Source organism: Actinomadura napierensis (genome assembly GCF_039529375.1).
In the GTDB taxonomy this organism is placed as follows: domain Bacteria; phylum Actinomycetota; class Actinomycetes; order Streptosporangiales; family Streptosporangiaceae; genus Spirillospora; species Spirillospora napierensis.
Map to the genome: position 1 here is coordinate 148,635 of NZ_BAAAMR010000002.1, position 26,052 is coordinate 174,686.

Annotated in this window: 28 protein-coding genes and 1 riboswitch; of the genes, 12 read left to right on the plus strand and 16 right to left on the minus strand. The window is 73.0% G+C overall.

Annotation, left to right across the window (positions count from 1 at the left end; translation table 11 throughout):
• Positions 1-9: 9 nt before the first annotated feature.
• Entirely contained in the window at positions 10-852 is an 843-nt protein-coding gene (locus ABD296_RS02200; protein ID WP_344260775.1) for an LLM class flavin-dependent oxidoreductase, read from the minus strand.
• 80 nt (positions 853-932) lie between these two features.
• Complete coding sequence (locus tag ABD296_RS02205; RefSeq protein WP_344260778.1) at positions 933-1,850, minus strand: alpha/beta hydrolase family protein; 918 nt, start codon at positions 1,848-1,850, stop codon at positions 933-935.
• 124 nt (positions 1,851-1,974) lie between these two features.
• Between ABD296_RS02205 and ABD296_RS02210 the strand changes: the two genes are divergently transcribed.
• Complete coding sequence (locus tag ABD296_RS02210; RefSeq protein WP_344260781.1) at positions 1,975-2,601, plus strand: TetR/AcrR family transcriptional regulator; 627 nt, start codon at positions 1,975-1,977, stop codon at positions 2,599-2,601.
• An 11-nt stretch (positions 2,602-2,612) separates the two neighbouring features.
• On the opposite strand, the gene ABD296_RS02215 is transcribed toward ABD296_RS02210, so the two are convergent.
• Genes ABD296_RS02215 through ABD296_RS02225 form a run of 3 tightly spaced genes read right to left on the minus strand, consistent with a single transcriptional unit; the run spans position 2,613 to position 4,822 of the window.
• Complete coding sequence (locus ABD296_RS02215; RefSeq protein WP_344260783.1) at positions 2,613-3,128, minus strand: SRPBCC family protein; 516 nt, start codon at positions 3,126-3,128, stop codon at positions 2,613-2,615.
• Positions 3,125-3,460, minus strand: a complete 336-nt coding sequence (locus ABD296_RS02220; RefSeq protein ID WP_344260785.1) for an ArsR/SmtB family transcription factor — start codon at positions 3,458-3,460, stop codon at positions 3,125-3,127. Before ABD296_RS02220 ends, ABD296_RS02215 begins: the two co-directional genes overlap by 4 nt.
• 51 nt (positions 3,461-3,511) lie before the next feature.
• A complete protein-coding gene (locus tag ABD296_RS02225) occupies positions 3,512-4,822 on the minus strand; it encodes an MFS transporter (RefSeq protein ID WP_344260787.1) in 1,311 nt (436 codons plus the stop codon).
• 65 nt (positions 4,823-4,887) lie between these two features.
• On the opposite strand from ABD296_RS02225, the gene ABD296_RS02230 reads away from it, so the two are divergent.
• Entirely contained in the window at positions 4,888-6,102 is a 1,215-nt protein-coding gene (locus tag ABD296_RS02230) for an arginine deiminase (protein ID WP_344260789.1), read from the plus strand.
• Positions 6,103-6,233: 131 nt separating this feature from the next.
• Here ABD296_RS02230 and ABD296_RS02235 read toward each other — a convergent pair whose 3' ends face one another.
• The 4 genes from ABD296_RS02235 to ABD296_RS02250 form a co-directional block, all read right to left on the minus strand.
• Entirely contained in the window at positions 6,234-6,776 is a 543-nt protein-coding gene (locus ABD296_RS02235) for an ATP-binding protein (RefSeq protein ID WP_344260792.1), read from the minus strand.
• Positions 6,777-7,168: 392 nt separating this feature from the next.
• The gene (locus ABD296_RS02240; RefSeq protein ID WP_344260794.1) at positions 7,169-9,052 is read right to left on the minus strand and encodes a PAS domain-containing protein; all 1,884 of its coding nucleotides are present in this window, start codon (positions 9,050-9,052) and stop codon (positions 7,169-7,171) included.
• A gap of 174 nt (positions 9,053-9,226) precedes the next feature.
• Positions 9,227-10,612: a purine-cytosine permease family protein gene (locus ABD296_RS02245; protein ID WP_344260796.1), complete on the minus strand. Its 1,386-nt coding sequence runs from the start codon at positions 10,610-10,612 to the stop codon at positions 9,227-9,229.
• Positions 10,605-10,722, minus strand: a riboswitch (TPP riboswitch). Its footprint overlaps the gene before it by 8 nt.
• A 49-nt stretch (positions 10,723-10,771) precedes the next feature.
• Positions 10,772-11,104, minus strand: coding sequence for a rhodanese-like domain-containing protein (locus tag ABD296_RS02250; RefSeq protein WP_407061436.1), 333 nt, complete (start codon positions 11,102-11,104; stop codon positions 10,772-10,774).
• A gap of 91 nt (positions 11,105-11,195) precedes the next feature.
• Here ABD296_RS02250 and ABD296_RS02255 point away from each other — a divergent pair, with 91 nt between their 5' ends.
• The gene (locus ABD296_RS02255) at positions 11,196-11,615 is read left to right on the plus strand and encodes an SSI family serine proteinase inhibitor (RefSeq protein WP_344260798.1); all 420 of its coding nucleotides are present in this window, start codon (positions 11,196-11,198) and stop codon (positions 11,613-11,615) included.
• A gap of 80 nt (positions 11,616-11,695) precedes the next feature.
• Here ABD296_RS02255 and ABD296_RS02260 read toward each other — a convergent pair whose 3' ends face one another.
• Both ABD296_RS02260 and ABD296_RS02265 read right to left on the minus strand, forming a co-directional pair.
• Positions 11,696-12,076 carry a VOC family protein gene (locus ABD296_RS02260; RefSeq protein ID WP_344260800.1) on the minus strand — a complete coding sequence of 127 codons (381 nt, stop codon included), beginning with the start codon at positions 12,074-12,076 and terminating at the stop codon, positions 11,696-11,698.
• A 134-nt stretch (positions 12,077-12,210) separates the two neighbouring features.
• On the minus strand, positions 12,211-13,074 hold the full coding sequence (locus tag ABD296_RS02265) for an Fpg/Nei family DNA glycosylase (protein WP_344260802.1): 864 nt from the start codon (positions 13,072-13,074) through the stop codon (positions 12,211-12,213).
• 394 nt (positions 13,075-13,468) lie between these two features.
• Here ABD296_RS02265 and ABD296_RS02270 point away from each other — a divergent pair, with 394 nt between their 5' ends.
• The 3 genes from ABD296_RS02270 to ABD296_RS02280 are packed head-to-tail and all read left to right on the plus strand — an operon-like array spanning position 13,469 to position 17,027.
• Positions 13,469-13,675 (plus strand): heavy-metal-associated domain-containing protein, encoded by a 207-nt coding sequence (locus ABD296_RS02270; RefSeq protein WP_344260804.1) that lies wholly within the window; start codon positions 13,469-13,471, stop codon positions 13,673-13,675.
• A gap of 48 nt (positions 13,676-13,723) precedes the next feature.
• Positions 13,724-14,665: a hypothetical protein gene (locus ABD296_RS02275; protein WP_344260806.1), complete on the plus strand. Its 942-nt coding sequence runs from the start codon at positions 13,724-13,726 to the stop codon at positions 14,663-14,665.
• 31 nt (positions 14,666-14,696) lie between these two features.
• Positions 14,697-17,027: a heavy metal translocating P-type ATPase gene (locus tag ABD296_RS02280; RefSeq protein ID WP_344260808.1), complete on the plus strand. Its 2,331-nt coding sequence runs from the start codon at positions 14,697-14,699 to the stop codon at positions 17,025-17,027.
• Between the two features lie 69 nt (positions 17,028-17,096).
• On the opposite strand, the gene ABD296_RS02285 is transcribed toward ABD296_RS02280, so the two are convergent.
• The 3 genes from ABD296_RS02285 to ABD296_RS02295 form a co-directional block, all read right to left on the minus strand.
• On the minus strand, positions 17,097-17,705 hold the full coding sequence (locus ABD296_RS02285) for a TenA family protein (RefSeq protein ID WP_344260810.1): 609 nt from the start codon (positions 17,703-17,705) through the stop codon (positions 17,097-17,099).
• A 242-nt stretch (positions 17,706-17,947) separates the two neighbouring features.
• Positions 17,948-20,077: a bifunctional polysaccharide deacetylase/glycosyltransferase family 2 protein gene (locus tag ABD296_RS02290; RefSeq protein ID WP_344260812.1), complete on the minus strand. Its 2,130-nt coding sequence runs from the start codon at positions 20,075-20,077 to the stop codon at positions 17,948-17,950.
• 2 nt (positions 20,078-20,079) lie between these two features.
• Entirely contained in the window at positions 20,080-20,499 is a 420-nt protein-coding gene (locus tag ABD296_RS02295; RefSeq protein WP_344260814.1) for a hypothetical protein, read from the minus strand.
• A gap of 206 nt (positions 20,500-20,705) precedes the next feature.
• Between ABD296_RS02295 and ABD296_RS02300 the strand changes: the two genes are divergently transcribed.
• Complete coding sequence (locus ABD296_RS02300; protein ID WP_344260816.1) at positions 20,706-21,353, plus strand: RNA polymerase sigma factor; 648 nt, start codon at positions 20,706-20,708, stop codon at positions 21,351-21,353.
• On the plus strand, positions 21,350-22,051 hold the full coding sequence (locus ABD296_RS02305) for a hypothetical protein (protein ID WP_344260818.1): 702 nt from the start codon (positions 21,350-21,352) through the stop codon (positions 22,049-22,051). Before ABD296_RS02300 ends, ABD296_RS02305 begins: the two co-directional genes overlap by 4 nt.
• A 41-nt stretch (positions 22,052-22,092) precedes the next feature.
• Here ABD296_RS02305 and ABD296_RS02310 read toward each other — a convergent pair whose 3' ends face one another.
• Positions 22,093-22,497, minus strand: a complete 405-nt coding sequence (locus ABD296_RS02310; protein ID WP_344260820.1) for a phosphoribosyl-AMP cyclohydrolase — start codon at positions 22,495-22,497, stop codon at positions 22,093-22,095.
• 203 nt (positions 22,498-22,700) lie between these two features.
• Here ABD296_RS02310 and ABD296_RS02315 point away from each other — a divergent pair, with 203 nt between their 5' ends.
• Positions 22,701-23,162, plus strand: a complete 462-nt coding sequence (locus tag ABD296_RS02315; RefSeq protein ID WP_344260822.1) for an ATP-binding protein — start codon at positions 22,701-22,703, stop codon at positions 23,160-23,162.
• A 7-nt stretch (positions 23,163-23,169) separates the two neighbouring features.
• Here ABD296_RS02315 and ABD296_RS02320 read toward each other — a convergent pair whose 3' ends face one another.
• Positions 23,170-23,421, minus strand: coding sequence for a GntR family transcriptional regulator (locus ABD296_RS02320; protein WP_344260824.1), 252 nt, complete (start codon positions 23,419-23,421; stop codon positions 23,170-23,172).
• 87 nt (positions 23,422-23,508) lie between these two features.
• On the opposite strand from ABD296_RS02320, the gene ABD296_RS02325 reads away from it, so the two are divergent.
• The 3 genes from ABD296_RS02325 to ABD296_RS02335 all read left to right on the plus strand — a co-directional run bounded on the left by ABD296_RS02325 (position 23,509) and on the right by ABD296_RS02335 (position 26,002).
• Positions 23,509-23,799 carry a hypothetical protein gene (locus ABD296_RS02325; protein WP_344260826.1) on the plus strand — a complete coding sequence of 97 codons (291 nt, stop codon included), beginning with the start codon at positions 23,509-23,511 and terminating at the stop codon, positions 23,797-23,799.
• A gap of 144 nt (positions 23,800-23,943) precedes the next feature.
• Positions 23,944-24,516 (plus strand): NADPH-dependent FMN reductase, encoded by a 573-nt coding sequence (locus tag ABD296_RS02330; protein ID WP_344260828.1) that lies wholly within the window; start codon positions 23,944-23,946, stop codon positions 24,514-24,516.
• Position 24,517: 1 nt separating this feature from the next.
• Complete coding sequence (locus tag ABD296_RS02335) at positions 24,518-26,002, plus strand: DHA2 family efflux MFS transporter permease subunit (RefSeq protein ID WP_344260830.1); 1,485 nt, start codon at positions 24,518-24,520, stop codon at positions 26,000-26,002.
• Positions 26,003-26,052: the final 50 nt, after the last annotated feature.

Below are 26,052 nucleotides of genomic sequence, written 5' to 3' on the forward strand. Positions count from 1 at the left end.
CCGGCGGGGTCAGGTGGACGCTTTGACCAGTTCGTCGGCGACCCACCGGGCGACCCCGTCGGGGTAGGGCGACGGCAGCCCGAGGACGATGTGCCGGAAGCCGGCGTCGAGCACCTCGCCGATCGCGTCCCTGGTGGCGCCGGGCTCGTCGTAGGAGACGGGCAGGTGGACGGAACGGGTGATCGAGGCCGGGTCGCGGCCGATGTCGGCGCAGTAGCGGTCCAGCAGCGCGCTGCGGGCGGTGACGTCCTCGATGTCGCCGCCGGGGATGTTCCACAGGTCGGCGTGTTCGGCGGCCACGCGCAGCGTCGCGGACGAGCGGCCGCCGATGAGGATCGGCGGGTGCGGGCGCTGGACGGGCTTGGGGTTGCCGAACGCGCCGGTCAGCCGGTGATGGGCGCCGTCGACGTCGAACGGCTCGGTCTCCGTCCACAGCCGCCGGATGATCGTGCACGCTTCGGCGAGGCTCTCCACGGAGTGCCCGAAATCGTGGAAGGGCAGGCCGTGCGCCTCGTACTCGCGGCGGGCCAGCGGGTGGCCGGGACGGGAGCCGGCGCCGATGCCGAAGTCGAGCCGTCCGCCGGAGACGATGTCGACGGTGGTGGCGATCTTGGCGAGCATCGCGGGCGGCCGGAACCGGTTGCTCGTCACCAGCAGGCCGAGGCGTAGCCGCCGGGTTCGCGCGGCGAGGGCGGACAGCAGCGTCCAGCCCTCGAAGGCCGGGCCGTCCGGGTCGCCGCCGATCGGCATGAGGTGGTCGAACAGCCAGGCGTGCCCGATCTCCGGGATCGCGTCGGCGTCGCGCCAGACCCGCAGGATGTCGTCGTAGCCGACCTGCATCGGCGCGGTCATGATTCCGAAACTGGGTGCCTGCGGCATGGTCGGATCCTTTCGCCGTGTGGCCTTGCGGTCAGATGGGGAGGGGGATCCGCCTACTTGCTTTCGAGCTTCCCCAGCGGCTCGGAGGCGTCCTCCAGTGCGGAGCGCGCCTCCTGCCAGCCGGTGTCGCCCGGGTAGAGGACGCTGCGCAGGTAGGCGGTGCTGAGCCGCTGGATCAGGGCGACGCGCTCGGGGCTCTCGTCCGTCGTCTCCGCGATCTCGTATCCCGGGATCCCGCCGAGCGAGTGCTCTGCCCCGAACAGCGTGAGCAGGCTCTTGTCCTTCGGGCTGAGGACGTAGGGGTCGGTGAACCAGTCCGGTCCCCGGGTGGACAGCGGCGACCGGTCCTGGTCCCCCGCGACGATGAGCGCGGGCGCGGCCATGTCGTCGAAGGACGGGTTCATGAAGGGGAAGTGCTCGGCCGCGAACGCGGAGAGGTCGGCGCCGCCCGTGCCGGTCAGGGCGAGCAGGACGCCCGCCTTCACCCGGGGGTCGGACATGTCCTCGCCCGGGACGCCGCCGGAGTCGAGGACCCGCGCGCCCAGCAGCATGCTCGCCGTCTGGGCTCCCCAGGAGTGGCCGGCGACGGCGATGCGGGTGCGGTCGAGGCGCCCGGCGAGGCCGGGCACGGCGGCCTCCAGGACGTCGAGCCCGTCGATGGCGCGCTCCAGGTCGTCGACGCGCAGGCGCCAGATGTGCGGCGTGCGCGGGTCGTCGGCGGGGATGCCGAGCGTCCTGGAGTCGAGGTGGGTGGGCCGGACGACCGCGAAGCCGCTGGCGGCCCAGTGGTCGGCCAGCGGCGCGTAGCCGTCCATCGACCAGCCGAAGCCGTGCGAGAACACGATGACGGGCAGTTCGCCGCCGGTAGCGGGCGCGGACACGCTGACCTGGAGGTCCTCGCCCCGGCCGGGGGCGGGGAGCACGACCGGCCTGGCGGTGACGACCGTGGTCGGGGAGTTCGACATGGGCATGCCTTCGTTCGGTTCGTTCGATGGGCCCCGCAGGACCGCGAATGGCGGCGGGGCTTGGTGGCCGGAGTCGCGCTCTGGCATCATGGACAACCGGAACGTTGTCCCGTTTGAACGATACGGAACAATGTCCCGTTTAGCAACCCACGAGTCGGAGGGCGCGGTGAACGACGGCGAGCGCGGCGCGGAGCGCGCGGCCCGGCCCCGGCGGGCGGACGCCCGGCGCAACCAGGAGGCGCTGCTCGACGCGGCCGCAGAGATCTTCGTGACCTCGGGCGTGGAGGCGCCGGTCCGCGACATCGCGGCCAAGGCGGGCGTCGGGACGGCCACCATCTACCGCCACTTCCCGACGCGGGCGGACCTCATCGTGGCCGTCTACCGGCACCAGGTCGAGGCGTGCGCCGAGGCCGGACCCGTCCTGCTGGAGGAGAGCGCGACGCCGTACGCGGCGCTGGGGCGGTGGATCGACCTGTTCGTCGACTTCCTGGTCACCAAGCACGGGCTCGCCGCCGTGCTGCGGTCCGACACCGCCGGCTTCGAGACGCTGCACGCCTACTTCCTCGAACGCCTCATGCCGGTGTGCGGGCGGCTGCTCGACGCGTCGGCCGCCGCCGGCGAGATCCGCTCCGGGATCTCCGCCTACGAGCTCATGCGGGGCATCGGGAACCTCTGCATCGGCGCGGAGAGCGACGAGCGGTACGACGCGCGCCGGCTGGTCGGCTTCCTGATCGCGGGACTGCGGCCGCCCCGCTGACCACCGGCCGGTCAGGCCTGGCCGGGGATCTCGGCGCCGGACGGCAGGCCGGCGGCCACGTACTCGTCGTACCTCGGCTTCCACTCGCCCGGCTCGGCGGCGCGGTCCTCGGCCAGGGCGTCGAGCGCGGACAGGCAGAGGTCCCAGCCTGCCGCGTTGCGCGCCGCCGCGTTCCGGGCTTCGAGCACGTTGGTGAGGACGAACCGGGTCCGGCCGCCGGCCAGCGGTTCGAGGTCGAAGTGCAGCTCGTCGCCGCCCCAGGTGAACGCGAGCCGGCGCGGCGGCGCGAGATCGATGACGCGGCCGGTGGACGTCGCGTCGGGCATGTTCGGGTCGCCGGAGAAGGTGATCGCGCCGCCCACGGCGAGGTCGATGGTGATCTCGGGGGACGGGAACCAGTGGGCCAGTTCCTCCGGGTCGCTGACCATCCGCCAGACCCGGTCGACCGGGTGGTCGTAGATCCGCTCGAAGCGGACGGCGGGGCGCCCGCCGAGGTCGAGGTATTCGCCGGGATTGGTGATGATCATGATGGATCGCCTTTCCGGTCGTCGGTGGCCTGGGCGTCCAGCCGGTCGCCGAGCGCGTCCAGGCGCGCGTTCCACAACCGGCGGTAGGGCGCGAGCCAGGCGTCCAGCTCCGCCATCGGGGCGGGCCGGATCGCGTAGAGCCGGCGCTGCGCGTCGCGTTGGACGTCGACCAGCCCGGCCTCGCGCAGCACGCGCAGGTGCTTGGATGCGCCGGGCTGGCTGAGCCCGCACTCGCGCGCCAGGTCGCCGACCGGACGCGGCCCGTGCAGCAGCCGGTCCAGGATCGCGCGCCGGCTCGGATCGGCGAGCGCGCTCCACACCGCGGTTGCCATGTCGCTCAATATGCCTCATCTAGAATATAACTGTCAAGGAATATAGACTGGTCATCGAGTTGGAGACCGCAGCAGCAGCCAGCCGGTGGCGGCGCCGGCGAACTGGAGCGCGGCGATCGCCAGCACCAGCCCGACCGGACCGACCGCGTCGGCGCACGCGGCGGTGAGCGCCGCGCCGAGCGCGGAGGCGCCGATCTTGAGGCTGCCGCCGGTGGTGTTGACCTGGCCGAGCCGGTCCGGCGGCGACTCGCGCTGGCGCAGCATCAGCGTCGCGGCGAACACCGGCCCCTCGGCCAGGCCCGCCGCACAGAACGCCGCCATCGCCCACGGCACCGACGGCGCCGCCGCGAGCGCCGCCAGCGCGGCGCCGAACGCGACGAGCCCGCCGATCAGGACCGGCTCGGCGTGCCCGGGCGTCAGCCAGCGGCTCGACGCCAGCGAACCGAGCAGCGACCCGGCGGCCATCGCCACCAGCAGCCGCCCGCCCGCGCTGGGCGCCGCGCCGATGTGCCCGGCCAGCAGGACGGCCGTCACCGCGACGCCGCCGAACCCGAGCCATGCGAGCGTGGTCGCGACGGTCAGCGCGCGCAGCACCCGGCCGCGGGCCAGGACGACCAGCCCGCCGGTGATCACGTCCGCCAGGCCGGACCGGCCGTCCTCGGCGACCTCGCCGATGTCCCGCTCGGCCATCGCTCCCTTGCCGACTTCGGCGACCGTCTCGACGGGGTCGTCGGCCGCGGACCGGTCGCGTTCAGCCGGGGTCGCGGTCGTCTGGACGGCGGTCGCGCCCGAGTCCGCGGAGCCGGGCGGCGCGGCGAAGGGAAGCAGCGGAAGCGCGAAGAGGCTCAGGACGGCGCTCGCGACGATCGCCCCGCCCGCGTACTGGCCGCCCGCGAAGGAGGCGACCCCGGCGGCGAGGCCGGGGCCGGCGATGGCGGCGACGTTGTAGCTGGACGCCTCCAGCCCGTACGCCCGCGACAACCGGTCCGCCGGGACGAAGCGCGGGAGCAGGCTGGTCAGCGCCACGACGACGGGCTCGGTGCAGCCGATCACGGCGGCGACGCAGAGCGCGAGGACCAGCGGGGACGCGCCCGCCATCGTCAGGAGCAGGCCGGTCGCGGCGGCGTAGACGGCGGCCAGCGCGACGACGGCGCGGCGCGGCCGGGCCATCCGGTCCAGCGCGTTGCCGATCACCGGGCCGCTCACCACGTACGGCAGCGTCATCGCGGTCTGCAGGTAGCCGGCGGTCGCGGCGTGCCCCGTCCGGGCCTGGACGGTCAGGACGAGCGCCGTCGCGACGCCCTCGGCGGACACCCGCAGCAGCGTCGCGGCGGTCAAATGCAGCGATAGCCCCCTGATCACCCTCGGATCGTGGCACAGGAACGGGCCGTCGGCTCCGCCGGAAAGGGGCGACCTAGACTTCTGGTGTGACGCAGACAACGGGGACGACGGCACACGAGCACCGGGTGACCAGCGAGGTCGGGCGGCTGCGGACGGTCCTGCTGCACCGTCCGGGCGCGGAGCTGAAGCGGCTGACGCCGCGCAACAGCGACAAGCTGCTCTTCGACGCGATCCCGTGGGTGGGGCGGGCGCAGGAGGAGCACGACGCGTTCGCGGAGGCGCTGCGGGAGCGCGGCGTCGAGGTGCTGTACGTGACCGAGCTGCTGCAGGACGCGCTGGAGTACGAGGCGGCGCGGGAGCAGGCGGTCGGCGACGCGATCGTCGACCTGCGGCTCGGCGACCAGCTCCGCCGCGTCGTCGAGGGCTACCTGCGCGACCTCGACCCGGAGGACCTGGCGCAGACGCTGGTCGCGGGGCTGGCGCACGAGGAGCTGAAGTCCGGGCACGGCCTGGTGTACCGGCTGATGGACCGGCTCGACTTCATCGTGGACCCGCTGCCCGGCCTGCTGTTCACCCGCGACAACAGCACCTGGATCGGCGACCGGGTGGCGGTGACGAGCCTGGCGATGGACGCGCGGCGCCGGGAGGCGCAGCTCCTCGGGCTGATCTACACGCACCACCCGCGGTTCGACGGGGTGGAGCCGGTGTACTCGCCGTCGCTGGAGCACCTGGAGGGCGGCGACGTCCTGCTGCTGTGCCCGGGTGTGATCGCGGTCGGGACGGGCGAGCGGACGACCCCGGCGGGCGTCGAGCGGCTGGCCCGGCAGGTGATCGGCGCCGGGCTCGCGCACACGGTGCTGGCGGTGCCGATCGCGCAGGAGCGGGCCACCATGCACCTGGACACGGTGTGCACCATGGTCGACGTCGACACCGTGGTCATGTACCCGCCGGTCGCGCACTCGCTGACCGCGTACACGGTCACGCTGGACGGCGGTGGCCTGCGGGTCACCGAGCCGCGCCCGTTCCTGGAGGCCGCCGCCGCGGCGATGGGCCTGGACCGGCTGAAGGTGATCGACACCGGCCTGGACCCGGTGACGGCCGAACGCGAGCAGTGGGACGACGGGAACAACACCCTCGCCGTCGCGCCCCGGCTGTGCGTGGCCTACGAGCGCAACATCGAGACGAACGCGCAGCTGGAGGCGTCGGGGATCGAGGTCATCCGGATCACCGGCAGCGAGCTCGGCACCGGCCGCGGCGGGCCGCGCTGCATGTCCTGCCCGATCCTCCGCGACGCCCCGTAACGGGCCGGGGAACGAGAAAGGCCCCGGCGGGTGCCGGGGCCTTCCTGACGTTGGTCGCTCGGGCGGTGTCGACGGGGGCACGACAGCGCCCGAGCTTGTTGAGGACCATACAAGGTGTCCCAGTGGTCCTTCTAGGCGGGGTATGCCCTACTTGGGGCCACCTCATTCCTCGTGCGGTCGTACAGGTCGTCCTCCGGCTCGTCCATGAGGTCCGGGAAGTCGGACAGATCGGGCACGCCGACCGGGGTGCGCACGGGTGCGGCGTCCTCGCCACCGGGCGAGCGCGGCGCGCGCACGACGGCCCACACGGTGGTGGCGCCCTCCTCGTGCCGGACGCCCCAGCCCTCCGAGAGGGCCTCGACGATGCCCAGCCCGCGGCCGCCGAGCGATGACAGGGTGCCCGGGCCGCGGCGCGGCTCGGTCATCGCGCCCCCGTCGCTGACCTCGAGTTCGAGCACGTCACCACGGCACAGCCAGCAGACCTTGACCTGCCCGGAGGGCAGCGGCCTGGCGTGCCGGAGGGCGTTGCTGATCAGCTCGCTCACGATGACGCTGGCGTCGTCCACGACGGACTCGTAGATCCCCGAGGCGGCCAGCTCCGAGCTGAGGCGCCTGCGGGCGACCGCGACGCTCGACGGCGCGTGTGGCAGCAGTACGACGCTCGACGCCCTCACCTCCCCGTGCTCGCTCGGACGAGTCCCGTCGCCGCTCTTCCGGTACGACCGAAATGCCCTGATGGCGCGGGCCGGAAACCTGGGCGACGCGGTTCACCACCTGCACAACGAGTCACCGGCCGTCCGGTCACGGTGATCACCCCCGTCCGTGGTGTGCGAGCCCGGTGCGGGAGGGTGATCCCGCCACCAACGGCGACCAACAAAGGATCTATCCAGTGGACGGACGGGTTACTCCTCGCGCCCGCGTTTCGTCCGTCACACCCGGTGGCCACCGTACTTTCCCGCACGGGGCAACACTGCCACCAGTCAAGATCGCTCAAACCGGGGGCCACACCGGACTCACCCGGCCGCATCCGGACCGGTGCCCTCACGGTAAGTGACCGACCGGGCGGTCATTCGGCCGGCAGGACGAGCCGCATGCACGTGCCCGCTCCGCCGCCCTTCCTGGGATGCGCCGAGATCGCCCCCTCCTGCGCCTCGGTGAGCCGTTTGACGATGTAGAGGCCGAGGCCGATGCCGCCGAACCGGCGCCGGTCCCCCGCCTCGCCCTGCACGAACCGCTCGAAGATCCGCTCGTGGTCGCCGGGCCGGATCCCGATCCCCTCGTCCTCGACCGTCACCGCGATCCCGGACGCGCCGGCCTTCGCGCGGACCCGGACCGTCCCGCCGTCCGGGCTGTACTTGAAGGCGTTCTCCAGCAGCTGCCCGAGCACGATGTCGGTCGCCATCGCGTCGCCCCGGCACGGCGGCAGGCCCGGCGCGATCTCCAGCTCCACCCGGTGCAGCGGCGACAGCGACCGGAACCCGGCCACCACGCCCTCCAGCACCCGGGCCAGGTCGAACGGCTCGATCGTCACGGCCAGCTCGTCGGCGCCCGCGCGGGAGCCGAGCAGCAGGTGCTCCACCAGCCGGCCGAGCGACTGGGCCCGCTCGGCGATCGTCGCGACGGCGGCCCGGCGGTCGGTGTCGGGCAGCTCGTCCCACCGGTTGACCAGCGTGGACGCGAAGCCCTGCACGACCGTGATCGGGGTGCGCAGCTCGTGGCTGGTGGTGGCGAGGAACAGGTCCTTGGCCTCCTCCAGCGCCTTGGCCTCGGTCACGTCGCGGAAGTCGACGACCAGCTCGCCGGTCTCCTCGATCTCGGCGGCCAGCACGTTCAGCCAGACCCCGGACTCCAGCGGGAACGTCAGCATCTCCCCGAGCGCGGGCATGTCGAACGGCAGCGGCCGGCCGATCGCCTCCTCCGGCGGGATGCCGGTGAGGGTGTGCGCGGCCGGGTTCCACTGCCGGACGACGAGGTCGTGGTCGAGCACCGCGATGCCGTCCGCGCTGGAGTCGATCACCGCGCGCTCGTGCGCCCGCTGCCGGACGACCTCCGCGTAGGCGACGGCGTTGCCGACCGCGACGCCGGCGTGCCCGGCGAGCAGCTCCAGCAGCTCCAGCTCGGTGTGGCCGATCTTGCGTCCGGAGAACAGCGCGTACAGCGCGCCGTACGGCCGGTTCTGCAGGTAGGACAGGCCGAGCGCGACGGTGTGCAGGCCGGGCAGCTCGGACCAGATCAGGTCGCCGAGCCGCTGCTCACCGGTCGCCAGCTTGACCGTCTTGCCGGACCGCAGCAGCTCCCCGACCAGGCTCGACCGCAGCTCGGCGGTCGTCCCGCGCATGTGGTCGGGCAGGCCCGACATGCTGACCAGCCGCAGCCGCTCCCCCTCGATCCGGACGAACCCGCCCGCGTCCGCGCCGGTCAGCTCGATCAGCGCGGTGGTGATCCGGTCGAGCACCACGGCCAGGTCGAGCTCGGCGTTGAGGTCGGCGACGATGTCGTTCAGCCGCCGGACGAGCCGCGCCCGCTCGGTCATGTGGTGCTGGACGATCTCGTCGTCCTCGGCCGGGTGGTAGACCCCGACCCAGCCGAGCGGGGTGCCAGCCGGGTCCTTCAGCAGGCTCGTGTCGATCCGCACGTCGATCAGCCGGCCGTCGCGGTGGAAGCGGCGGGTCGCGATCGAGATCTGCCCGCCCTCCTTCTCGGACTCGCCCTCGCCGGCGCGCCGGGTGAGCAGCCGCTCCTGGACGGCGTTGTGCTCGGCCTTCAGCTCGTCCGGGACGATCGGCGGGACGCGGCCGACCATCTCCTCGGCGCTCCAGCCGAACATCCGCTCGGCGGCGGGGTTCCACACGGTGACGCGATGCTTCTGGTCGACGGCCACGATCGCGTCGGCGGCGCTCTCGATGACGGCGCGCGCGATCGGATCGTGGACGTGCTGCACGCCTGTCATCGTGCCACCCGGCACCGGCGCCGCGCCGGACAACAGCCGCCGAAAGGTTCCCACCATCTGCCGCGACCGAGCGGAAGAACACCACTTCAGCGGCCCGAAGACCTCGAAATCGGCCATCCGTCGTGCCCTTTCCGGCGGGCGCGGCGCATCCGTCGGCGCGCGGTCCCGGCAACCCTACCGTCGAGTAATGCGGCCGTCCCGCGCGGTCCCCGCCCGGCCGGACGGCACCGCCCGGCCGATCAGCAGGGTCGCGGCGCCGGCGACGAGGAAGGACAGCAGCGACGCGCTCATCCAGCTCTGCGGGGTGAAGTGCAGCGCGTCGCGGACGTCCTGCCAGAGGTCCGCCCACCAGCTCACGGTGCCGGCGTTGATCAGCTGGTAGGCGACGATCCCGATCGCCCACGCGACGATCATGCTCCACCGGGACGGCGCGGTCCGGCTGGCGTCCCAGCCGCCGCGCCCCCGGCCCAGGAAGAAGTCGGCGGCCAGCACGCCCAGCATCGGCACGAACACCGACCCGATCAGCGACAGGAAGCTCGCGTAGTCGTTGATGTCCAGCACCAGGGCGAGCACCGTGATGCCGGCGCCGAGCGCGACCGACAGAACCCGGCGGTCGGCGCGCGGCACGAGGTTCTGGATCGACACCGCCGTGGAGTACACGTTCGCGAACGACTGGTCGGCCTCCCGCAGCACGAACACCGCGAAGAACACCGCGCCCAGCGCGACGTGCAGGAACGGGTCGAACACCCGCTCGGTGTCGCCCGCGACGAGCGCCAGGGCCAGCAGCCCCAGGACGTAGGCCACGATCTGGGTGACCGAATACCCCACCGACGCCGCACCGAAAGCCGCCCGCGCGCTCCTGGCGTGCCGGGTGTAGTCGGCGGCAACCGGCACCCACGAGATCGACACCGCCAGCGCCGCGTCCGCGCCGACCCAGAACCCGCTCCACGACCCGTCGTTCAGGTCGGGCAGCGGCTGCCGGACGAGCTGCACGTAGAAGTAGGCCAGCGCGATGATCACCGCGACCGTCACGTACCGGCGCAGCAGCCGCACCGACCCGAGCGGCCAGATCGTCAGCACCGTGGTGAGCACCCCGGCCGCGACCACGTAGCCCCAGCGCGGCACCCCGTCCCACAGCTCGCGCGCCGCGTCGGCGATCACGATCAGCTCGAACGTGCCCCAGCCGATGAGCTGCGCGATGTTCAGCACCGTCGGCAGGTACGACAGCCGCGCGCCGAACAGGCCTCTGAGCAGCACCATCGCCGGCTGCCCCGTCTTCGCGCCCGGCGCGGCGGCCAGGCCGAGCATCAGCCCGCCCAGCACGGTGCCGACGATCATCGCGGCGATCCCCGCCGCGATCGCCAGCGTCGGCTTTCCGTCGGCGTCCGGCGCGAGGACGGTGTAGGCGCCGGAGAAGGCCAGCAGGCTGACCCCGAGGTTCGCCCAGAACGCGCTCTGGTCCCAGAAGCCGAGCACCTTCGGGGCGGGCTCGTCGAGGGTGTAGGGGACCTCGTCGCGCGGACGCGCGTCAGCGAGGGTCTTCTCGACGTCGGACGTCACGGGACACGCTCCCTACGCCGGCATTACCCGGACAGGTTCATGCGGTCGGCGGCGCCAGGAAGGCCGCCCTCTCAGCCCGGCTTGTGGCCCGAGCTCCCGCGGGTATCGGTCAGCACCGATCGTACAACCGCCCGCAACCCCTCATAAGGTGCAGAACGGTCACGCCACGTAGGGGTCGCCGTCCCGGCCGCTCTCCATCGGCCGGCCCGCCTCGGCCCAGGCCTTCATCCCGCCGTCGACGTTCTTCGCCAGCCATCCGGCCTGGTTCAGCGCCACCGTCACCTGCGCCGACCGCGCACCCGACCGGCAGATCACGAAGATCTCCCGGTCCCGGGGGACCTCCCCGGCCCGGTCGCCCAGCCGGCCCATCGGAATGTGGACGGCCCCGGGCGCGTGCCCCGCCTCCCACTCGTCCTGCTCCCGCACGTCCAGCAGGTAGCAGTCCTGCGGAACGTCGGCGGCGACCACCGCCGGAACCTCGTCCCCGAAAATCATCACACCCCCATGGAACCGCGCGAAGCCACCCTGCGTCGAATCACGCATGCGGTATCGGACGCTCCTTCTCACCGCGCCCGGGCTTGCCATGATCCTCTCACTGGCCGCCTGCGGCGACGAACACGACAAGAGCCTTCCCGCCGAGAAGCCCTCGGGCGCCGCCACGGTCCGGCCCTCGGGTTCCCCGGCCGACAGCCTCACCATCCGGATCCGGGCCTCCGCGCAGGCCCCGGCCAAGACCTACACGCTGACCTGCGACCCGGCCGGCGGCGACCATCCGAAGGCCGCCGACGCCTGCGCCGCGCTCACCAAGGCCAAGGCGCCCTTCGACCCCGTCCCCAAGGACCGGATGTGCACCGACATCTACGGCGGCCCCGAGGTCGCCACGGTGAAGGGCACCTGGCAGGGCAAGCCGGTCGACACCACGTTCAAGCGCAACGACGGCTGCCAGCTCCACCGCTGGACCCAGATCGCCCCCGTCTTCGGCCCGGTTCCCAAGGTCCGCTGACCGGGGACCGGCCTGCCGCGGCGGCGCGGGCGGCGTAGGCCTGCCCGGGCCGTCCGCGACGGCGGTTCGGGTCCGGGGCGTCAGAGCGGGGCGAGGCGTGCCTTGAGCAGGCAGAACTCGTTGCCCTCCGGGTCGGCCAGGACGTGCCACTGCTCGTCGCCCGTCTGGCCGATGTCGGCGGGCCGCGCCCCGAGCCCCAGGAGGCGTTCGAGCTCGGCGTCCTGGTCGCGGTCGGTGGCGTTGACGTCGATGTGCAGCCGGGACTTCCCCGGCTCCGGCTCGTCCCGGCGGCTGAGGATGATCGTCGCCTGCGGGCCGCCGAACCCCTCGCGCGGCCCGATCTCCAGCGTGCCGTCGTCCTCGCGGTCGAGCACGACGAAGTCCAGGACCTCGCACCAGAACCGGGCCAGCAACTCGGGGTCGCGGCAACCGAGCACGAGCTCACTGATACGACATGCCATGGACGGAACCTACTCTCAGCCTGGGAGCCGCCGCGGCGGCCACATCCCGTGCGCCCCCAGCAGCGAAAACGACCGCGCGATCGTACCGGACGAGCCGATCACGGACGAAACGGTTTCCCGGCCGGTGCGGGCCGCTACTTCAGGAGGCGGGACAGGCGGCGGTCGGCCAGGGGCTTGCCGCCCGTCTGGCAGGTGGGGCAGTACTGCAGGGCGGAGTCGGCGAACGAGACCTCGCGGATCGTGTCGCCGCAGACGGGGCACTTCTCGCCCTTGCGGCCGTGCACGCGGAGGCCGGTCTTCTTCTCGCCCTTGAGGTCGCGGGCCTCCAGGCCGCGCGAGCGCCCGACGGCGTCGCGGAGCGTCGCGACGATCGCCTCGTGGAGGGTCGCGACGTCGTCGTCGGTGAGCGTGGCGGCGATCTTGAAGGGGGACATCTTCGCGACGTGCAGCACCTCGTCGGAGTAGGCGTTGCCGATGCCGGCGATGACGCTCTGGTCGCGCAGGAGACCCTTGATCTGGGTGCGCTTGCCCCCGACGATCCCGCCGAGCCGCTCGGCGGTGAACGACTCGTCCAGCGGGTCGGGGCCGAGGGTCGCCACGCCCGGAACGTCGGCCGGGTCGTGGACGACGTAGACCGCGAGGCCCTTCTTCGTCCCGGCCTCGGTGAGATCGAAGCCGGAGCCGTCGTCCAGGTGGACGCGGAGCGCGAGCGGGTTCTTCCCGCCGGGGCGGGCGGGCTTGGCGGGGATCTCGTCGCGCCAGCGGAGCCAGCCGGCGCGGGCCAGGTGGATGACCAGGTGCAATCCGTCGACGTCCAGGTCGAGGAACTTGCCGTGCCGGGCGGCGCCGGTGACGGTCAGGCCGCCCAGCGCGGTCACCGGCGGGTCGTAGGTCTTCAGCGCGGAGATCGCGAGAACATCGACGCGCGCGACGGCGTGGCCGACGACGCGCTCGCGCAGGAACGTCGCCAGCGCCTCGACCTCGGGCAACTCAGGCATGTGACCTCCACCCGCCGAACGGACTAACCCCAAGGTAAACGCTCTGACGGCGTCCCGGGGCCGGGGGCGCGCGCCCGCCGGAACGCGGCACACGCCGACGATCTCGCGGTGCGCGGAGCCGTCCACACCCCTGTGGAAGGCTGTGGAAAACCCTGTGCACAACGACGGGTTCGCCGTGCGGCAGGGGCGTTTCGAGGTGAATACCTCCACGAATATCGACAAATCGCCGCGAGGTGGCCCCGCACAAGGGTGTGGATAACTCTGCGCGACGGGGTGTGACCCGGATCTCGAAATAACCCCTAGGGGGTACGGGTTGTGCGGGGTGTCCGGCTATGGCAGCATGAGGCCCACGAGATACCCCCCAGGGGTACAAGTCGAGAGGGAGCAGCGAGAGATGAGCACCGCCACCTACACCGTCACCGGGATGACCTGCGGCCACTGCGTCGCCTCCGTGACCGAGGAGGTCGAGCAGGTCGCCGGCGTGACCGCCGTGGACGTCGACCTCAAGACCGGCGAAGTCACCGTCACCAGCGAGGCCCCCGTCGACGACGCCCTGATCAGGAGCGCCGTCGAGGAGGCGGGATACGCCCTGCAGGCCTGAGGCCTGCAGCCCTGGGAAACAGGGCCGAGACGAGTGGAGTGAAGGACGATGAACACCGCGACCAAGCTGGGCGCCTACGTGGTGGGGCTGGCCGTCGTCTTCGGCGGCGCCGCCGGGATCGGGACGGCGGCCGGGCCGGTCGGCAAGGCCGACGACGGCGGGCACGGATCGCACGGGGCCCACGGCGGCCCGGCGACGGGCATGGCGGCCTCCTCGGTCCCCGGCGGGCTGCAGGTCAGCCAGGACGGCTACACCCTGCACCCGCGGACGACCGACGTGCGGCCGGGCGTGCCGACCGACTTCCGGTTCACCATCGACGGGCCGGACGGCAGGCCCGTCACGAGGTTCACGCCGCTGCACGGCAAGCGGCTGCACCTGATCGTCGCGCGCCGGGACCTGTCCGGCTTCCAGCACCTGCACCCGACCGAGGTCGGCGGCGGCGTGTGGGAGGTCGCGGTCGTCCTGCCGAAGGCCGGCGCGTACCGGTTCTTCACCGACGTCCAGCCGGAGGGCGCGAAGCAGTCGCTCACGCTGGGCGTCGACGTCACCGCGCCGGGCGACTACCGGACCGTCCCGCTGCCGCAGGCCGAGCAGGTCGCGAAGGTGGACGGTTACGAGGTGAGGTTGGCGGGGGCCCTGACGCCGGGCAAGGCGAGCAAGCTGACGCTGTCGGTGAGCAAGGACGGCCGGCCGGTCACGGACCTGGAGCCGTACCTGGAGGCCTACGGGCACCTGGTCGCGCTGCGCCAGGGCGACCTGGCCTACCTGCACGTCCATCCGGACGGCGAGCCGGGCGACGGCAGGACGAAGCCGGGGCCGGACGTGACCTTCTACGCCGAAGTGCCCAGTTCCGGCGTGTACCGGCTCTACCTGGACTTCCAGCACGGGGGCAAGGTCCGCACAGCAGAGTTCACCGTGCCGGCCGGGCCGTCCACCGCGGTGCCCGAGCAGGGTGAGGGCACCGGAGGCCACGGCGAGCACACGCACTGACATCCCTTACGGTCGAAGCGAAGGAGGAGCGATGACGACCGGCGCCGTACCAGACGCGGAATCCGGGCGGATCGAGCTGGCGATCGGCGGGATGACGTGCGCGTCGTGCGCCAACCGCATCGAGCGCAAGCTGAACAAGCTCGAAGGCGTGACCGCCACCGTCAACTACGCCACCGAGAAGGCCAGGGTCGAGTTCCCCGCAGGGGTATCCCCGGAGGACCTGGTCGCCACGGTGGAGCAGGCCGGTTACACGGCTGAGCTGCCGGCCCCGCCCAAGAGCGAGAGCGAAGCGCGCGAAGAGCCCGACGACGGGCTGCGCACGCTGCGGCAGCGGCTGATCATGTCGGTGGTGCTGGCGGTCCCGGTGATCGCGATGGCGATGGCCCCGGCGGTGCAGTTCGACAACTGGCAGTGGCTGTCGCTGACGCTGGCCTCGCCGGTCGTCGTGTACGCGGGCTGGCCGTTCCACAAGGCCGCGTGGACGAACCTGCGGCACGGCGCCGCGACGATGGACACGCTGGTGTCGGTCGGCACGCTCGCCGCGTTCGGCTGGTCGCTGTGGGCGCTGTTCTTCGGCACCGCCGGGGAGACCGGCCTCAAGCACGGGTTCGAGTTCTCCATGACCCGCTCGGACGGGTCGATGAACATCTACCTGGAGGCCGCGTCCGGCGTCATCGCGTTCATCCTCGCCGGCCGCTACTTCGAGGCGCGCTCCAAGCGGCGCGCGGGCGCCGCGCTCAGGGCGCTGCTGGAGCTGGGCGCCAAGGAGGTCTCGGTCGTCCGGGACGGGCCTGCTGGTGAAAGCACAGAGGAACGCATCCCGGTCGAGAAGCTGGCGGTGGACGACGTGTTCGTCGTCCGTCCCGGCGAGAAGATCGCCACGGACGGCGTCGTGACCGAGGGCTCCTCGGCGGTGGACGCCTCGCTGCTGACCGGCGAGTCCGTCCCGGTGGAGGTCGCGCCGGGCGACGCGGTGGTCGGCGCGACGGTGAACGCGGGCGGGCGGCTGCTGGTCCGCGCGACGCGGGTCGGCGCCGACACCCAGCTGGCGCAGATGGCGCGGCTGGTGGAGGACGCGCAGACCGGCAAGGCGCAGGTGCAGCGGCTCGCCGACCGGATCTCCGGGATCTTCGTCCCGGTGGTGATCGCGCTGGCCGTCGCGACGCTGGGCTTCTGGGTCGGCACCGGCTCGGGCCTCGCCGGGGCGTTCACCGCGGCGGTCGCGGTGCTGATCATCGCCTGCCCGTGCGCCCTCGGCCTGGCCACCCCGACCGCGCTGATGGTCGGGACGGGGCGCGGCGCGCAGCTCGGCATCCTGATCAAGGGCCCGGAGGTGCTGGAGTCGACCCGCGCGATCGACACGATCGTGCTGGACAAGACCGGCACCGTCACCACCGGCCGGATGGCGCTGGCCGGCGTCCACACCGCCGAAGGGGTGGACGAGGCGGAGGTGCTGCGGCTGGCGGGGGCGCTGGAGAACGCGTCCGAGCACCCGATCGCGCAGGCCATCGCCAAGGGCGCCACCGAACGCGTAGGCAGCCTAGGGACCGTCGAGGACTTCGCGAACGTCGAGGGCCTCGGCGTCCAGGGGATCGTCGACGGCCGCGGTGTCCTGGTGGGGCGGCCGCAGCTGCTGGCCGAGTGGTCGCAGCACCTGACCGCCGACCTGGAGCGGGCCATGTCCGAGGCGCAGGCGCAGGGCCGCACCGCCGTCGCGGTCGGCTGGGACGGCGAGGCCCGCGCGGTGATCACCGTCGCGGACCAGGTCAAGCCGACGTCGGCGGAGGCGATCGGGCAGCTGCGGGCGCTCGGGCTGCGGCCCGTCCTGCTCACCGGCGACAGCGAGACCGTCGCCCGCACCGTCGCCGACGCGGTCGGGATCGAGGAGGTCATCGCCGAGGTTCTGCCGCAGGACAAGGTGGACGTCGTCAAGCGCCTCCAGTCCGAGGGGCGGACGGTCGCGATGGTCGGCGACGGCGTCAACGACGCCGCGGCGCTCGCCCAGGCCGACCTCGGCCTGGCGATGGGCACCGGCACGGACGTGGCGATCGAGGCGTCCGACCTGACCCTGGTGCGCGGCGACCTGCGGGCGGCGGCGGACGCGATCCGGCTGTCGCGGCGCACGCTCCGGACGATCAAGGGCAACCTGTTCTGGGCGTTCGCCTACAACGTGGCGGCGCTGCCGCTGGCGGCGACCGGGCTGCTCAACCCGATGATCGCGGGCGGCGCGATGGCGTTCTCGTCGGTCTTCGTGGTCAGCAACAGCCTGCGGCTCCGCCGGTTCAGGGCGCTGAACGGCGACACCGCGCCGGCTCCGGCGGCCGCGGCCCCGGCCCGTCCGGAGGTCCCGGCGACCCGCTGACGAAGGAGCGAACGCGCGGCCCCACGCCGGGGGCCGCGCGTTCGTTGTTTCATGTGAAACTTTCCGGAGCTAGAGCGGGACGTCCCAGAACGCCAGCTCATGGCGCATGCCCTCCAGGAACAGGCGTTCCGCCCGGCCGGGTTCGGCGCCGGACTCGTCGATCATCTGGGCGATGCGGCGGGTCAGCTCGCCGAAACCGGGGTCGGCGTAGGTGTCGACCCAGCGGCGGTAGCGCGGCTCCGCCGGCGGGTTTTCGGCGAGGCGGGCGCCCAGCGTCGAATACCCCCACATGCACGGGTAAAGGGCGGCGAGCCCGTCACCGTAGGCGGCGGCGCTGTCCAGCAGGAACGAGGTGTAGGCGGCGCACGCCGGGCCCTTCTGGGCACCGTTCAGATCCGCGCCGAACTCGGCCGACAGCGACCGGTGCAGTTCGAGTTCGTCGTGGTAGGTCGCGTGGGCCAGGTCGACGAGATCGCCCAGGTGCGCGGACGGGGCCTGCCAGGCGAGGCGCGAGAACACCCGGACGTAGTCGTGCAGGAAGAGGTAGTCCTGTTCGAGCCAGGAGCGGAACATGGCTTCGGCCAGGTCCCCGTGGGCGATGCCGAGGACGGTCGGGTGCTTCAGCTGCTCCTCGACCAGCGGACGGCCGAGCTCCTCCAGATGCGCCGCGAGACTCATGCGGGCAAGTCTGGCATCAGCCCGGAAACGACCAGGCCCCGCCGGGTCTTGCGGCCCGGCGGGGCTCTGGTCAAGCACCGGTGTGTGGGTCGCCTCTCGGCGAAAGGCACAACACGGCTCCAGCCGGACGGTATTCCGTGAAGGCAATAGGTGAGGCCCGGGGACACCAGGCACACCGGCTGTTATGTGTAACCGACGGGACCCCCGGGATTGTTCCCGGCCCCCTCCCGAATCCGGAAAGGTCAGCGGGACGAGGTGGGCTGCGGGGCCGCGGGGACGTCGGAGAAGGTGCCGGTGCGGCGGATCGTGTGCCAGCCGAGCCGCGCGCCGAGCAGCGCCGTGACCACGGACTGGACGACGACCAGGTACATCAGCTGCCGGTAGGCGAACTGCTGGAGCGGCAGCGTCCACAGCGGGCGGACGCGTTCGCCGTCCAGCCACAGCGCGTAGGCGCCCGCGGCGACCTGCGCGGCGACGAAACCGGCCCAGAGCAGGATCGGCTCCAGCGGGTTCAGGAAGACGATCCCGAACAGGGCGAACAGGTCGACGGCGGGCGCGAACAGCGGCAGTAGCACCTGGAACACGGCCAGGTAGGTGAGGCAGCGGCGGCCGAACCTGCCGGACGCGCCGCGCTCGACCAGGGAGCGGCGGTGCTTCCACATCGCCTGCATGGTCCCGTAGCACCAGCGGTACCGCTGCCGCCACAGCTGTCGCAGCGACGACGGCGCCTCTGTCCAGGCGAGCGCCTTCTCCTCGTAGACGACGCGGTGCCCGGACCGGCAGATCGCCATGGTGAGGTCGGTGTCCTCGGCGAGCGTGTCGGCCGGGACGCCCCCGACCTGTGCCAGCACCGACCGGCGGAACGCGCCGATCGCGCCCGGGACGGTCGGCATGCACCGCAGCACGTCGAACATCCGGCGGTCGAGGTTGAAGCCGATCACGTACTCGATGTGCTGCCAGCGGCCGAGGATGCCGCCCCGGTTGGCGACCTTGGTGTTGCCGCTCACCGCGCCGACGCGCGGATCGGCGAAGGGCGCGACCAGATGCCGGAGGGTGTCGCGCTGGAACACGGTGTCGCCGTCGACCAGCACGAGGATCTCGCCGCTCGCCATCGAGACGCCCGCGTTCAGGGCGCTGGGCTTGCCGCCGTTGGGTTTGCCCAGGAGGCGGACGCCCGGCAGCGCGAGTGACTCGACGATCGCGGAGGTGCGGTCCGAAGAGCCGTCGTCGACGACGATCACCTCGAACGCGCCGGGATAGTCGGTGTCGACCAGTGACCGGACGGTCGCGGCGATCCCCGCCTGCTCGTTGTAGGCGGGGACGATGACGGAAACGTCCGGGTAGAGCACCGGCGGCGGACGGCGGGACGGCCTCCGGACGCGCCGGACGTGCACATGCGCGAAGACCAGCAGCAGCACGAGCCTCAGCACGTACAGCGCCCCTGCGACGCCGAACAGGGCGCCGAGCCAGCCGGTGAGCGCGGACGCGGTCCGCTGCGCGGCGACGAGCGTCCAGCCGACCGCCTTCTCCCGGCCCGGCACGGCGCTGTCGGCGGCGGGCATCCGCAGCGCCTGCGAGAGCGTGGTGAAGCGGTAGCCGCGCGGCTGGAGCCGGTCGAGGATCTGCTCGACGGCCGCGACGGTCTGCGCCCGGTCGCCGCCCGCGTCGTGCAGCATGACGACGGCGCCCTCGTCCCGCCGGCCGGCCGCGAGCGCGGCCCGGACGATCTCCGCGGTGCCGGGCCGGGTCCAGTCCTCGGTGTCGCGGTCGGTCAGCACGACGACGTACCCGTCCTCGCCCGCCCGGCGGGCCGCGCGCCACTCCGGCGCGGTCAGACCGTCCGGGACGGAGGAGTACGGCATCCGCATCAGCCGGGTGTGCACCCCGGCCGCGCCCGCCAGCGCCCGCTGCGTCAGGTCCAGTTCCAGGCGGGCGCGCCAGGCCGGGGCCGTGGCGAGGTCGACGTGCGTGTAGGTGTGCGAGCCGATCTCGTTGCCCTCGCGCAGGACGCGGCGGATCAGCCCGGGGTTCTCGGCCACGTGCGCGCCGACGGCGAAGAACGTGGCGTGCGCGCCGTGGCGGCGCAGGACGTCGAGGATCCGAGGCGTCCACTTCGGGTCGGGGCCGTCGTCGAAGGTCAGCGCGATCGTCTTGGCCGGCATCCGCAGCGCGTGCGGCGTCCCGCCCGCCATGTTGACCACCGGGCCGCCCGAGGTGACGGACCGCGGCGCCGGGACGGGGTGCGCCGGGTCCTCGCGCGGCGCCTCACCGACCGCGCCGTGCGCGTAGCCGTCCAGCAGCAGGAGCACGCTCAGCGCCAGGCCACCGAGCAGCAGCAGGACCCAGTGGCCCCGCGGTTCGCCCCGGCGCACGGTCAGCCGGACTTCTTCTTGCGCCCCCACGCGGGCGGCGACGCGTGGGAGTTGCCCGGACGGCTCGCGGACGCGGTCGCTGCGGGCTTGGCGCCGGTCGCGGGGGCCGCCGTCCGCCCGGGGTTAGACGTCGCGGACGGCGCCTTGGGAGACGCCCCTGACGGAGCGGTTTCAGGACGTCGCCCCGGCACAGCCCCCTGAGGCTTACCCGTCGCACCACCCTTCCCAGCGCGCGCGCCGGTCGACTGGTGCCCGCCCACACGAGGGTGTGCGGACGGCCCGTCCCACGGCGTCACCGGTACGGCGGCGCCCGTCGCCGCGCCGATGCCGAGCGCGCCGAGGAACACCACGAGCACCCCGCCCGCCGCCAGGCCGATCCGCCGGGACAGCCTGCGGCGCCGTCCGGTCGCGTCCACGAACACCGGCGCCCCGATAGCGTCCGGCGAAACGCCGGGTTCATCGCCCGGTACGGCCCGGTATGCGGGTAAATCGCGGATCATGGCGTCCATCACTTCGCGCTAGGGGACGAACGTCGCGCACGCGCGGGCGGCGCCGCCGTTCAGAACGGTCAGCGCCGGGCAGTGCGTCCATGTCACACCGAACACGAAATGCCTGCACAATGACGCGGGTGACGCGAGTGCGGGAGAACGGCGCGGGCGGCGGGGACGACCTCGACCGCGCCCTCCGCGCGGCCCAGGAGGGCGACGAGGAGGCCTTCCGCGTGCTCTACCGCGACGTCCAGCCCCGGCTGATCCGCTTCGCCGGCGCGCTCGTCGGCGCCGACGCCGAGGACGTCACCTCCGAGGCGTGGCTGCAGATCGCCCGCGACCTGCCCGCCTTCCGCGGCGACATCGACGGGTTCCGCGGCTGGACCGCCACGATCACCCGGCACCGCGCCCTCGACCACCTGCGCCGGCGCGCCCGCCGCCCGGCCGCCGACGCGCCCGCCGAGGAGCTGCTCACGCTCGCCGCGCCGTCCGACACCGAGGCGCTCGCCCTGGACGGCATCGCCACCGGCGACGCGCTGCGGCTGATCGCCGAACTGCCGCGCGACCAGGCCGAGGCGGTGCTGCTGCGGGTGGTGATGGGGCTGGACGCCAAGTCCGCGGGCAAGGTGCTCGGCAAGCGTCCCGGCGCGGTCCGCACCGCCGCCCACCGCGGCCTGCGCCGGCTCACCGAGCGGCTCGCCGGGACCGCTCCACCGGCGCAGGCGGGCACGCTGCCCGCCGCCGGGAGTGACAAAACCGGCGGTACGGGCGCTGAAGGGGTGAGATGAGCGACCACCAGCGAGCCCGACGGCTCGACCAGCGCACCGCCGAGCGGCTGCTCGGCGGGGCTCCGGCGAGCCCCGCGCACGGCACCGCCGGCGACGGTCCCGCCGAGGGCCACGAGGCGCTGCGCGCGCTGCGGTCCGCCGCGGCCGGTCCGCCGCGTCCGGGCGAACTGGCCGGCGAGGACGCCTCGGCCGCCGCCTACCGCGCCGCCCGGACGCGGCACGCGCCGCACCGGTCGCGCTGGGCCGCCCTGCCCCGCTACGCGACGGTCAAGGTCGCCGTGGTCGCCGTGACGCTCGCGGTGTTCGGCGGGGGCGTCGCCGTCGCGGCCGGCACCGGGCACCTCCCCGGCGGATCCACCGACCCCGCGCCGTCCCCGCGCCATGTGCCCGGGACGCCCTGGCACCGCGGCGACCGGCCGTCGCCGTCGCCGTCCGTGGTCCCGCACGCGAGCCCGGCGCAGCGTCCGCAGCCGAGCACGTCCCCGAAGGGCAAGGCGCAGCACGGCAAGACGGCCGCCCCCGGGCAGACCAAGAGCCGGACGCCGAAGGCCCCGAAGAGCACCCCGAACCACGGCCAGGGCAACGGGAACGGGCAGGGCAACGGCAGCGACAACGGCCAGGGCAACGACCCGGTCCACCGGCCCTCCACGACCGGCCACCCCACCCCGCAAGCCCCGGCCCCCCACCCCGCCAAGTAGACACAGGCCCGTCGCGCGGCGGGCGCCGAGCAGGGCCGCTGTCATTCGTGGCGGAGGGCGCCCTCGCCGGTGACTGACCGGTAGTAGCAGGTCGGGCGCGCCTGACCGGACGCGTCCTTGGTGTGGCAGGCGCCGCCCGTCGTCCGGTTCACCAGGTAGAGCAGGGAGTTCTGCTCGCAGTTGACCCGGACCTCGACCAGCTCCAGCACGTCGCCGGACGACGCGCCCTTGCGCCACAGCTCGTTGCGCGACGTCGACCACAGCACCGCGATCCGCTCGTCCAGCGTCGCCTTCAGCGCCTGCTCGTTGGCGTAGCCGATGAACAGGACGTCCTTGGACGCGGCGTCCTGCAGCACCACCGGGACGACCTCCGAGCCGGTCGCCGCGACGGCGCGGAGCTTGCCGAAGTCCAGTTCGAGCCGCGTTCCCTCTTCGAGTTCGTTCACCCCGTGATCCTCCCTGGCCCCGGACGCCGGCGGCAACCCCATTGTCACCGTGCGCGTCGGCATGGGCACGCATCGTCGCACAGCCATTGCAGGCATCTGCGGAAACGGCGAATGCGCGGGCCCCGGCTTGTCACCGGAGGCGATTGTGCGACCGGATCCGCGGACTCATGCTGGCCGGAGCACTCACGCGAGGGAGCGATTCGATGACACGGAGTACGACGATCCGGGCACGCGGTCCCCTGAGACTCCTCGGCACGACCAGCCTGCCGGGGATCGCCCGGTCCGCCCCGCAGGCGCGGGCGTTCGTCCTCCGCGTCGCCCCGCACATCGACGCCGAAGCCCTCGCCGACATCGTCCTCTGCGTGGACGAGCTGGTCGCCAACGCCTGCGAGCACACCGCCTCCGGGCTGGGCGGGAAGGTGACCGTCATCGTCAGCGCCGCCACCGAGGTGCTGCGCGTGACCGTCCTCGACGACGGCGGCACCGTCGCGGCCCCGCGCGTCCGCGACGACCCATGGGGCGAGAACGGCCGCGGCCTGCAGCTGGTCGACGCCCTGTCCACCGCCTGGGGAACGCACCGCGCGCTCGGCGGCACGGCCGTATGGGCGGAGTTCCGGGTCCCCGCCGGCCTACGCACCGCCTGCAGCCACCCCTGCCCCCTCTAACCCAGAGTCACGTGCCCTTCGGCGGCGCGTCGTCTTGCGGCACTACGAACGTCCCGCGCCCCTTGACGGCACGGATCAGGCCCTCGCCCTTCAACAGGTCGAGGGCCTTGACGATGGTCGGCACAGAGACACCGAACTCGTCCGACAGGGACGGTCCGGACGGGATGCGGCGCGCGTAGGTCCGGTCCTCGATGCGCGCACGCAGGATCGCGGCCACCTGCTCGTACAGCGGCTCCGGCGCATCCAGGTCGATCCCCATGATCAAAACAGTAATTGACCACTGATAATGCTTGTTAACCACTGGTAGCTATTGTGAAGTATTGATAGGTGTTTCTAGGCTCCACCCATGACCATCCCCATCGCGAGTGCGCAGGCTCGGCTCGGAGAGCTCATGCGGCGACTGGACCTCTACCGGCTGGACGTGCGGCTCAAGCCCGACGGCCTGCTGGTGACCAACCCCTTCGGCGATGGGTGCTGCGACGACAGTCCCGAGCCGGGCGACACCGTCACGTGCAGGCCGAGGCCGGACGACGGCGGGCGGCTCTGGTTCGTCCATTCCTGGGGCGAGTGGATCACCGAAGCCGACAGGGTCGTCGATGCGGCGGTGAGCATCGCGTCGCGGCTCGGGGCCTCGTGAACGGCATCTACGTCGAAATGTAGATATGTCGATATTGGCGGAGGCTTGTGGGTGGCTCGTCCGGTCGGCTGAACGGGCGACCGGTGGGGAGGCCAGTCGGGTGACAGATGCCCGGCCGGTCGGTGCGTTCCTAGCGTCAGGGCCATGGAAAACACACCTCTTCGCGTCGCGGTCATCACCGGCAGCACCCGGGAGGGGCGCTTCGCCCCGACCGTGACCACCTGGTTCGCCGAGCAGGCCGGGCAGCGGGACGACATGGTCATCGACCTGGTGGACACGGCGGACGCGCCGCCGCCGAGCCGCCTCGGCTCGCCCGCGCCGGACGGCTTCGCCGAGGCCACCCGGAAACTGCGGGACGCCGACGCGTTCGTCGTCATCGCCTGCGAGTACAACCACAGCTTCCCCGGCACGCTCAAGAACCTGATCGACAGCCACTTCCACGAGTGGCGCGCCAAGCCGGTCGCGTTCGTCTCCTACGGCGGGGTGTCCGGCGGGCTGCGGTCCGTCGAGCACCTGCGCGGTGTCTTCGCCGAGCTGCACGCGGTCACGATGCGGGATTCCGTCAGCTTCCACGCCCCGTGGAACTGGTTCGGCGAGGACGGGCGGCCCACGGATCCGGACGGCGCCGGTGCGGCGGCCAAGGGCATGCTCGACCAGCTCGCCTGGTGGGGGCACGCGTTGCGCGACGCGCGGGCCGTCCGGCCGTACGGAGCCTGACATGACGACGATGGCGCAGGCCCCGTCGGCGGCGGCGGCGGGGCGGGCGGCGCGGCCGATGGCGATCGTGCTGGTGCTGGTCCTCGGCTCGATCATGATCGCGCTGGACCAGACCGTGGTGAACGTGGCGGTGAACCGGCTGTCGGAGGACTTCGACGCGCCGCTCGGCACCGTCCAGTGGGTCGCGACCGGCTACTCGCTGGCGCTCGGCGCGGTGATCCCGTCGGCGGCGTGGGCGATCGGGCGGTTCGGCGCGCGGCGGCTGTACCTGGCGGCGATCGCCGCGTTCGCGGCCGGCTCGGTGCTGGCCGGGCTGGCGTGGAACATCGAGTCGCTGATCGCGTTCCGGGTCGTGCAGGGGCTCAGCGGCGGCCTGGTGATGCCGGTCGGCATGACGATCCTGCTGCGCGCCGCCGGGCCGGAGCGGCTCGGCCGGCTGATGAGCACGCTCGGGCTGGCGATCCTGGTCGGCCCGCTCGCCGGGCCCGTCGTCGGCGGCTGGCTGATCGACGAGGTGTCGTGGCGGTGGATGTTCTTCATCAACCTGCCGATCGCGGTCGCGGTCGTGGCGCTCGCCGCGCGGACGTTCCCCCGCGACACCGCCGGGGCGCGCAGGCCGCTGGACGTCCTCGGGCTGCTGATGCTCTCGCCCGGCCTCGCCGCGCTGCTGTACGGGGTGACGGCGGGCGGCGAGCGCGGCGCCTTCGGCTCGGCGTCCGTGCTGGGCCCGCTCGGCGGCGGCGCGCTGCTGGTCGCCGGGTTCGTCGCGCGGGCGCTGACCGTCCGCAACCCGCTGATCGACCTGCGGCCGTTCCGCGACCGGACGTTCGCGGCGGCGACCGGGACGCTGGCGCTGTTCGCGTCCGGCTACTTCGGGACGATGCTGCTCCTCCCGCTGTACCTCCAGGTCGTGCGGGGCGAGAGCGCGACGGTCGCCGGGCTGCTCGGCATCCCGTTCGCGCTCGGGTCGGGGACGGCGATGCAGGTCGCCGGGCGGATCGCGGACAAGGTGCCGCCGGGGCGGCTCGTCCCGGTGTCGATCGCGATCGCGCTGACCGGGTTCACGCTGTTCACCGTCCAGCTGAGCGCGGACGCCCCGTACTGGGGGCTGTGCGCGGCGATGCTGCTGATGGGCGCGGGCGGCGGCGCGACGATGATGCCGGCGATGACGGCGGCGACCCGGGGCATGTCGCACGAGCAGGCGCCCGCGGCGAGCACCACGGTGAACCTGGTCAACACCGCGTCCGGGGCGATCGGGACGGCGCTGGCGTCGGTGGTGCTGTCCGCGCTGATGAGCGGGCTGGTCCCCGGGGATCCGGAGGGCGGCGCGCTCCAGGCCGTTCACCGGCTCACCCCGGAGGCGCACGACGCGATCGCCGGCTCGTTGTCGGACGCGTTCCAGCACACCTACGTCTTCGCGCTCGGCCTCCTGGCCCTGGCGCTGGTCCCGGCGCTGTTCCTGCCGCGCCGGACCCCGGAGAAGTGACGCCGGGAACCCCCGTTCCAAGGTCCGGAACGGGGGTCCTGGCGTGAGGG

Bases quoted from the DNA above. Each gene is read 5' to 3' on its own strand.
- ABD296_RS02200 (WP_344260775.1), bottom strand. From the start codon at position 852: ATGACCGCGCCGATGCAGGTCGGCTACGACGACATCCTGCGGGTCTGG.
- ABD296_RS02205 (WP_344260778.1), bottom strand. From the start codon at position 1,850: ATGCCCATGTCGAACTCCCCGACCACGGTCGTCACCGCCAGGCCGGTC.
- ABD296_RS02210 (WP_344260781.1), top strand. From the start codon at position 1,975: ATGTCCCGTTTAGCAACCCACGAGTCGGAGGGCGCGGTGAACGACGGC.
- ABD296_RS02215 (WP_344260783.1), bottom strand. From the start codon at position 3,128: ATGATCATCACCAATCCCGGCGAATACCTCGACCTCGGCGGGCGCCCC.
- ABD296_RS02220 (WP_344260785.1), bottom strand. From the start codon at position 3,460: ATGGCAACCGCGGTGTGGAGCGCGCTCGCCGATCCGAGCCGGCGCGCG.
- ABD296_RS02240 (WP_344260794.1), bottom strand. From the start codon at position 9,052: ATGACAGGCGTGCAGCACGTCCACGATCCGATCGCGCGCGCCGTCATC.
- ABD296_RS02255 (WP_344260798.1), top strand. From the start codon at position 11,196: ATGATCCTCTCACTGGCCGCCTGCGGCGACGAACACGACAAGAGCCTT.
- ABD296_RS02260 (WP_344260800.1), bottom strand. From the start codon at position 12,076: ATGGCATGTCGTATCAGTGAGCTCGTGCTCGGTTGCCGCGACCCCGAG.
- ABD296_RS02265 (WP_344260802.1), bottom strand. From the start codon at position 13,074: ATGCCTGAGTTGCCCGAGGTCGAGGCGCTGGCGACGTTCCTGCGCGAG.
- ABD296_RS02270 (WP_344260804.1), top strand. From the start codon at position 13,469: ATGAGCACCGCCACCTACACCGTCACCGGGATGACCTGCGGCCACTGC.
- ABD296_RS02275 (WP_344260806.1), top strand. From the start codon at position 13,724: ATGAACACCGCGACCAAGCTGGGCGCCTACGTGGTGGGGCTGGCCGTC.
- ABD296_RS02280 (WP_344260808.1), top strand. From the start codon at position 14,697: ATGACGACCGGCGCCGTACCAGACGCGGAATCCGGGCGGATCGAGCTG.
- ABD296_RS02285 (WP_344260810.1), bottom strand. From the start codon at position 17,705: ATGAGTCTCGCGGCGCATCTGGAGGAGCTCGGCCGTCCGCTGGTCGAG.
- ABD296_RS02305 (WP_344260818.1), top strand. From the start codon at position 21,350: ATGAGCGACCACCAGCGAGCCCGACGGCTCGACCAGCGCACCGCCGAG.
- ABD296_RS02315 (WP_344260822.1), top strand. From the start codon at position 22,701: ATGACACGGAGTACGACGATCCGGGCACGCGGTCCCCTGAGACTCCTC.
- ABD296_RS02320 (WP_344260824.1), bottom strand. From the start codon at position 23,421: ATGGGGATCGACCTGGATGCGCCGGAGCCGCTGTACGAGCAGGTGGCC.
- ABD296_RS02325 (WP_344260826.1), top strand. From the start codon at position 23,509: ATGACCATCCCCATCGCGAGTGCGCAGGCTCGGCTCGGAGAGCTCATG.
- ABD296_RS02330 (WP_344260828.1), top strand. From the start codon at position 23,944: ATGGAAAACACACCTCTTCGCGTCGCGGTCATCACCGGCAGCACCCGG.
- ABD296_RS02335 (WP_344260830.1), top strand. From the start codon at position 24,518: ATGACGACGATGGCGCAGGCCCCGTCGGCGGCGGCGGCGGGGCGGGCG.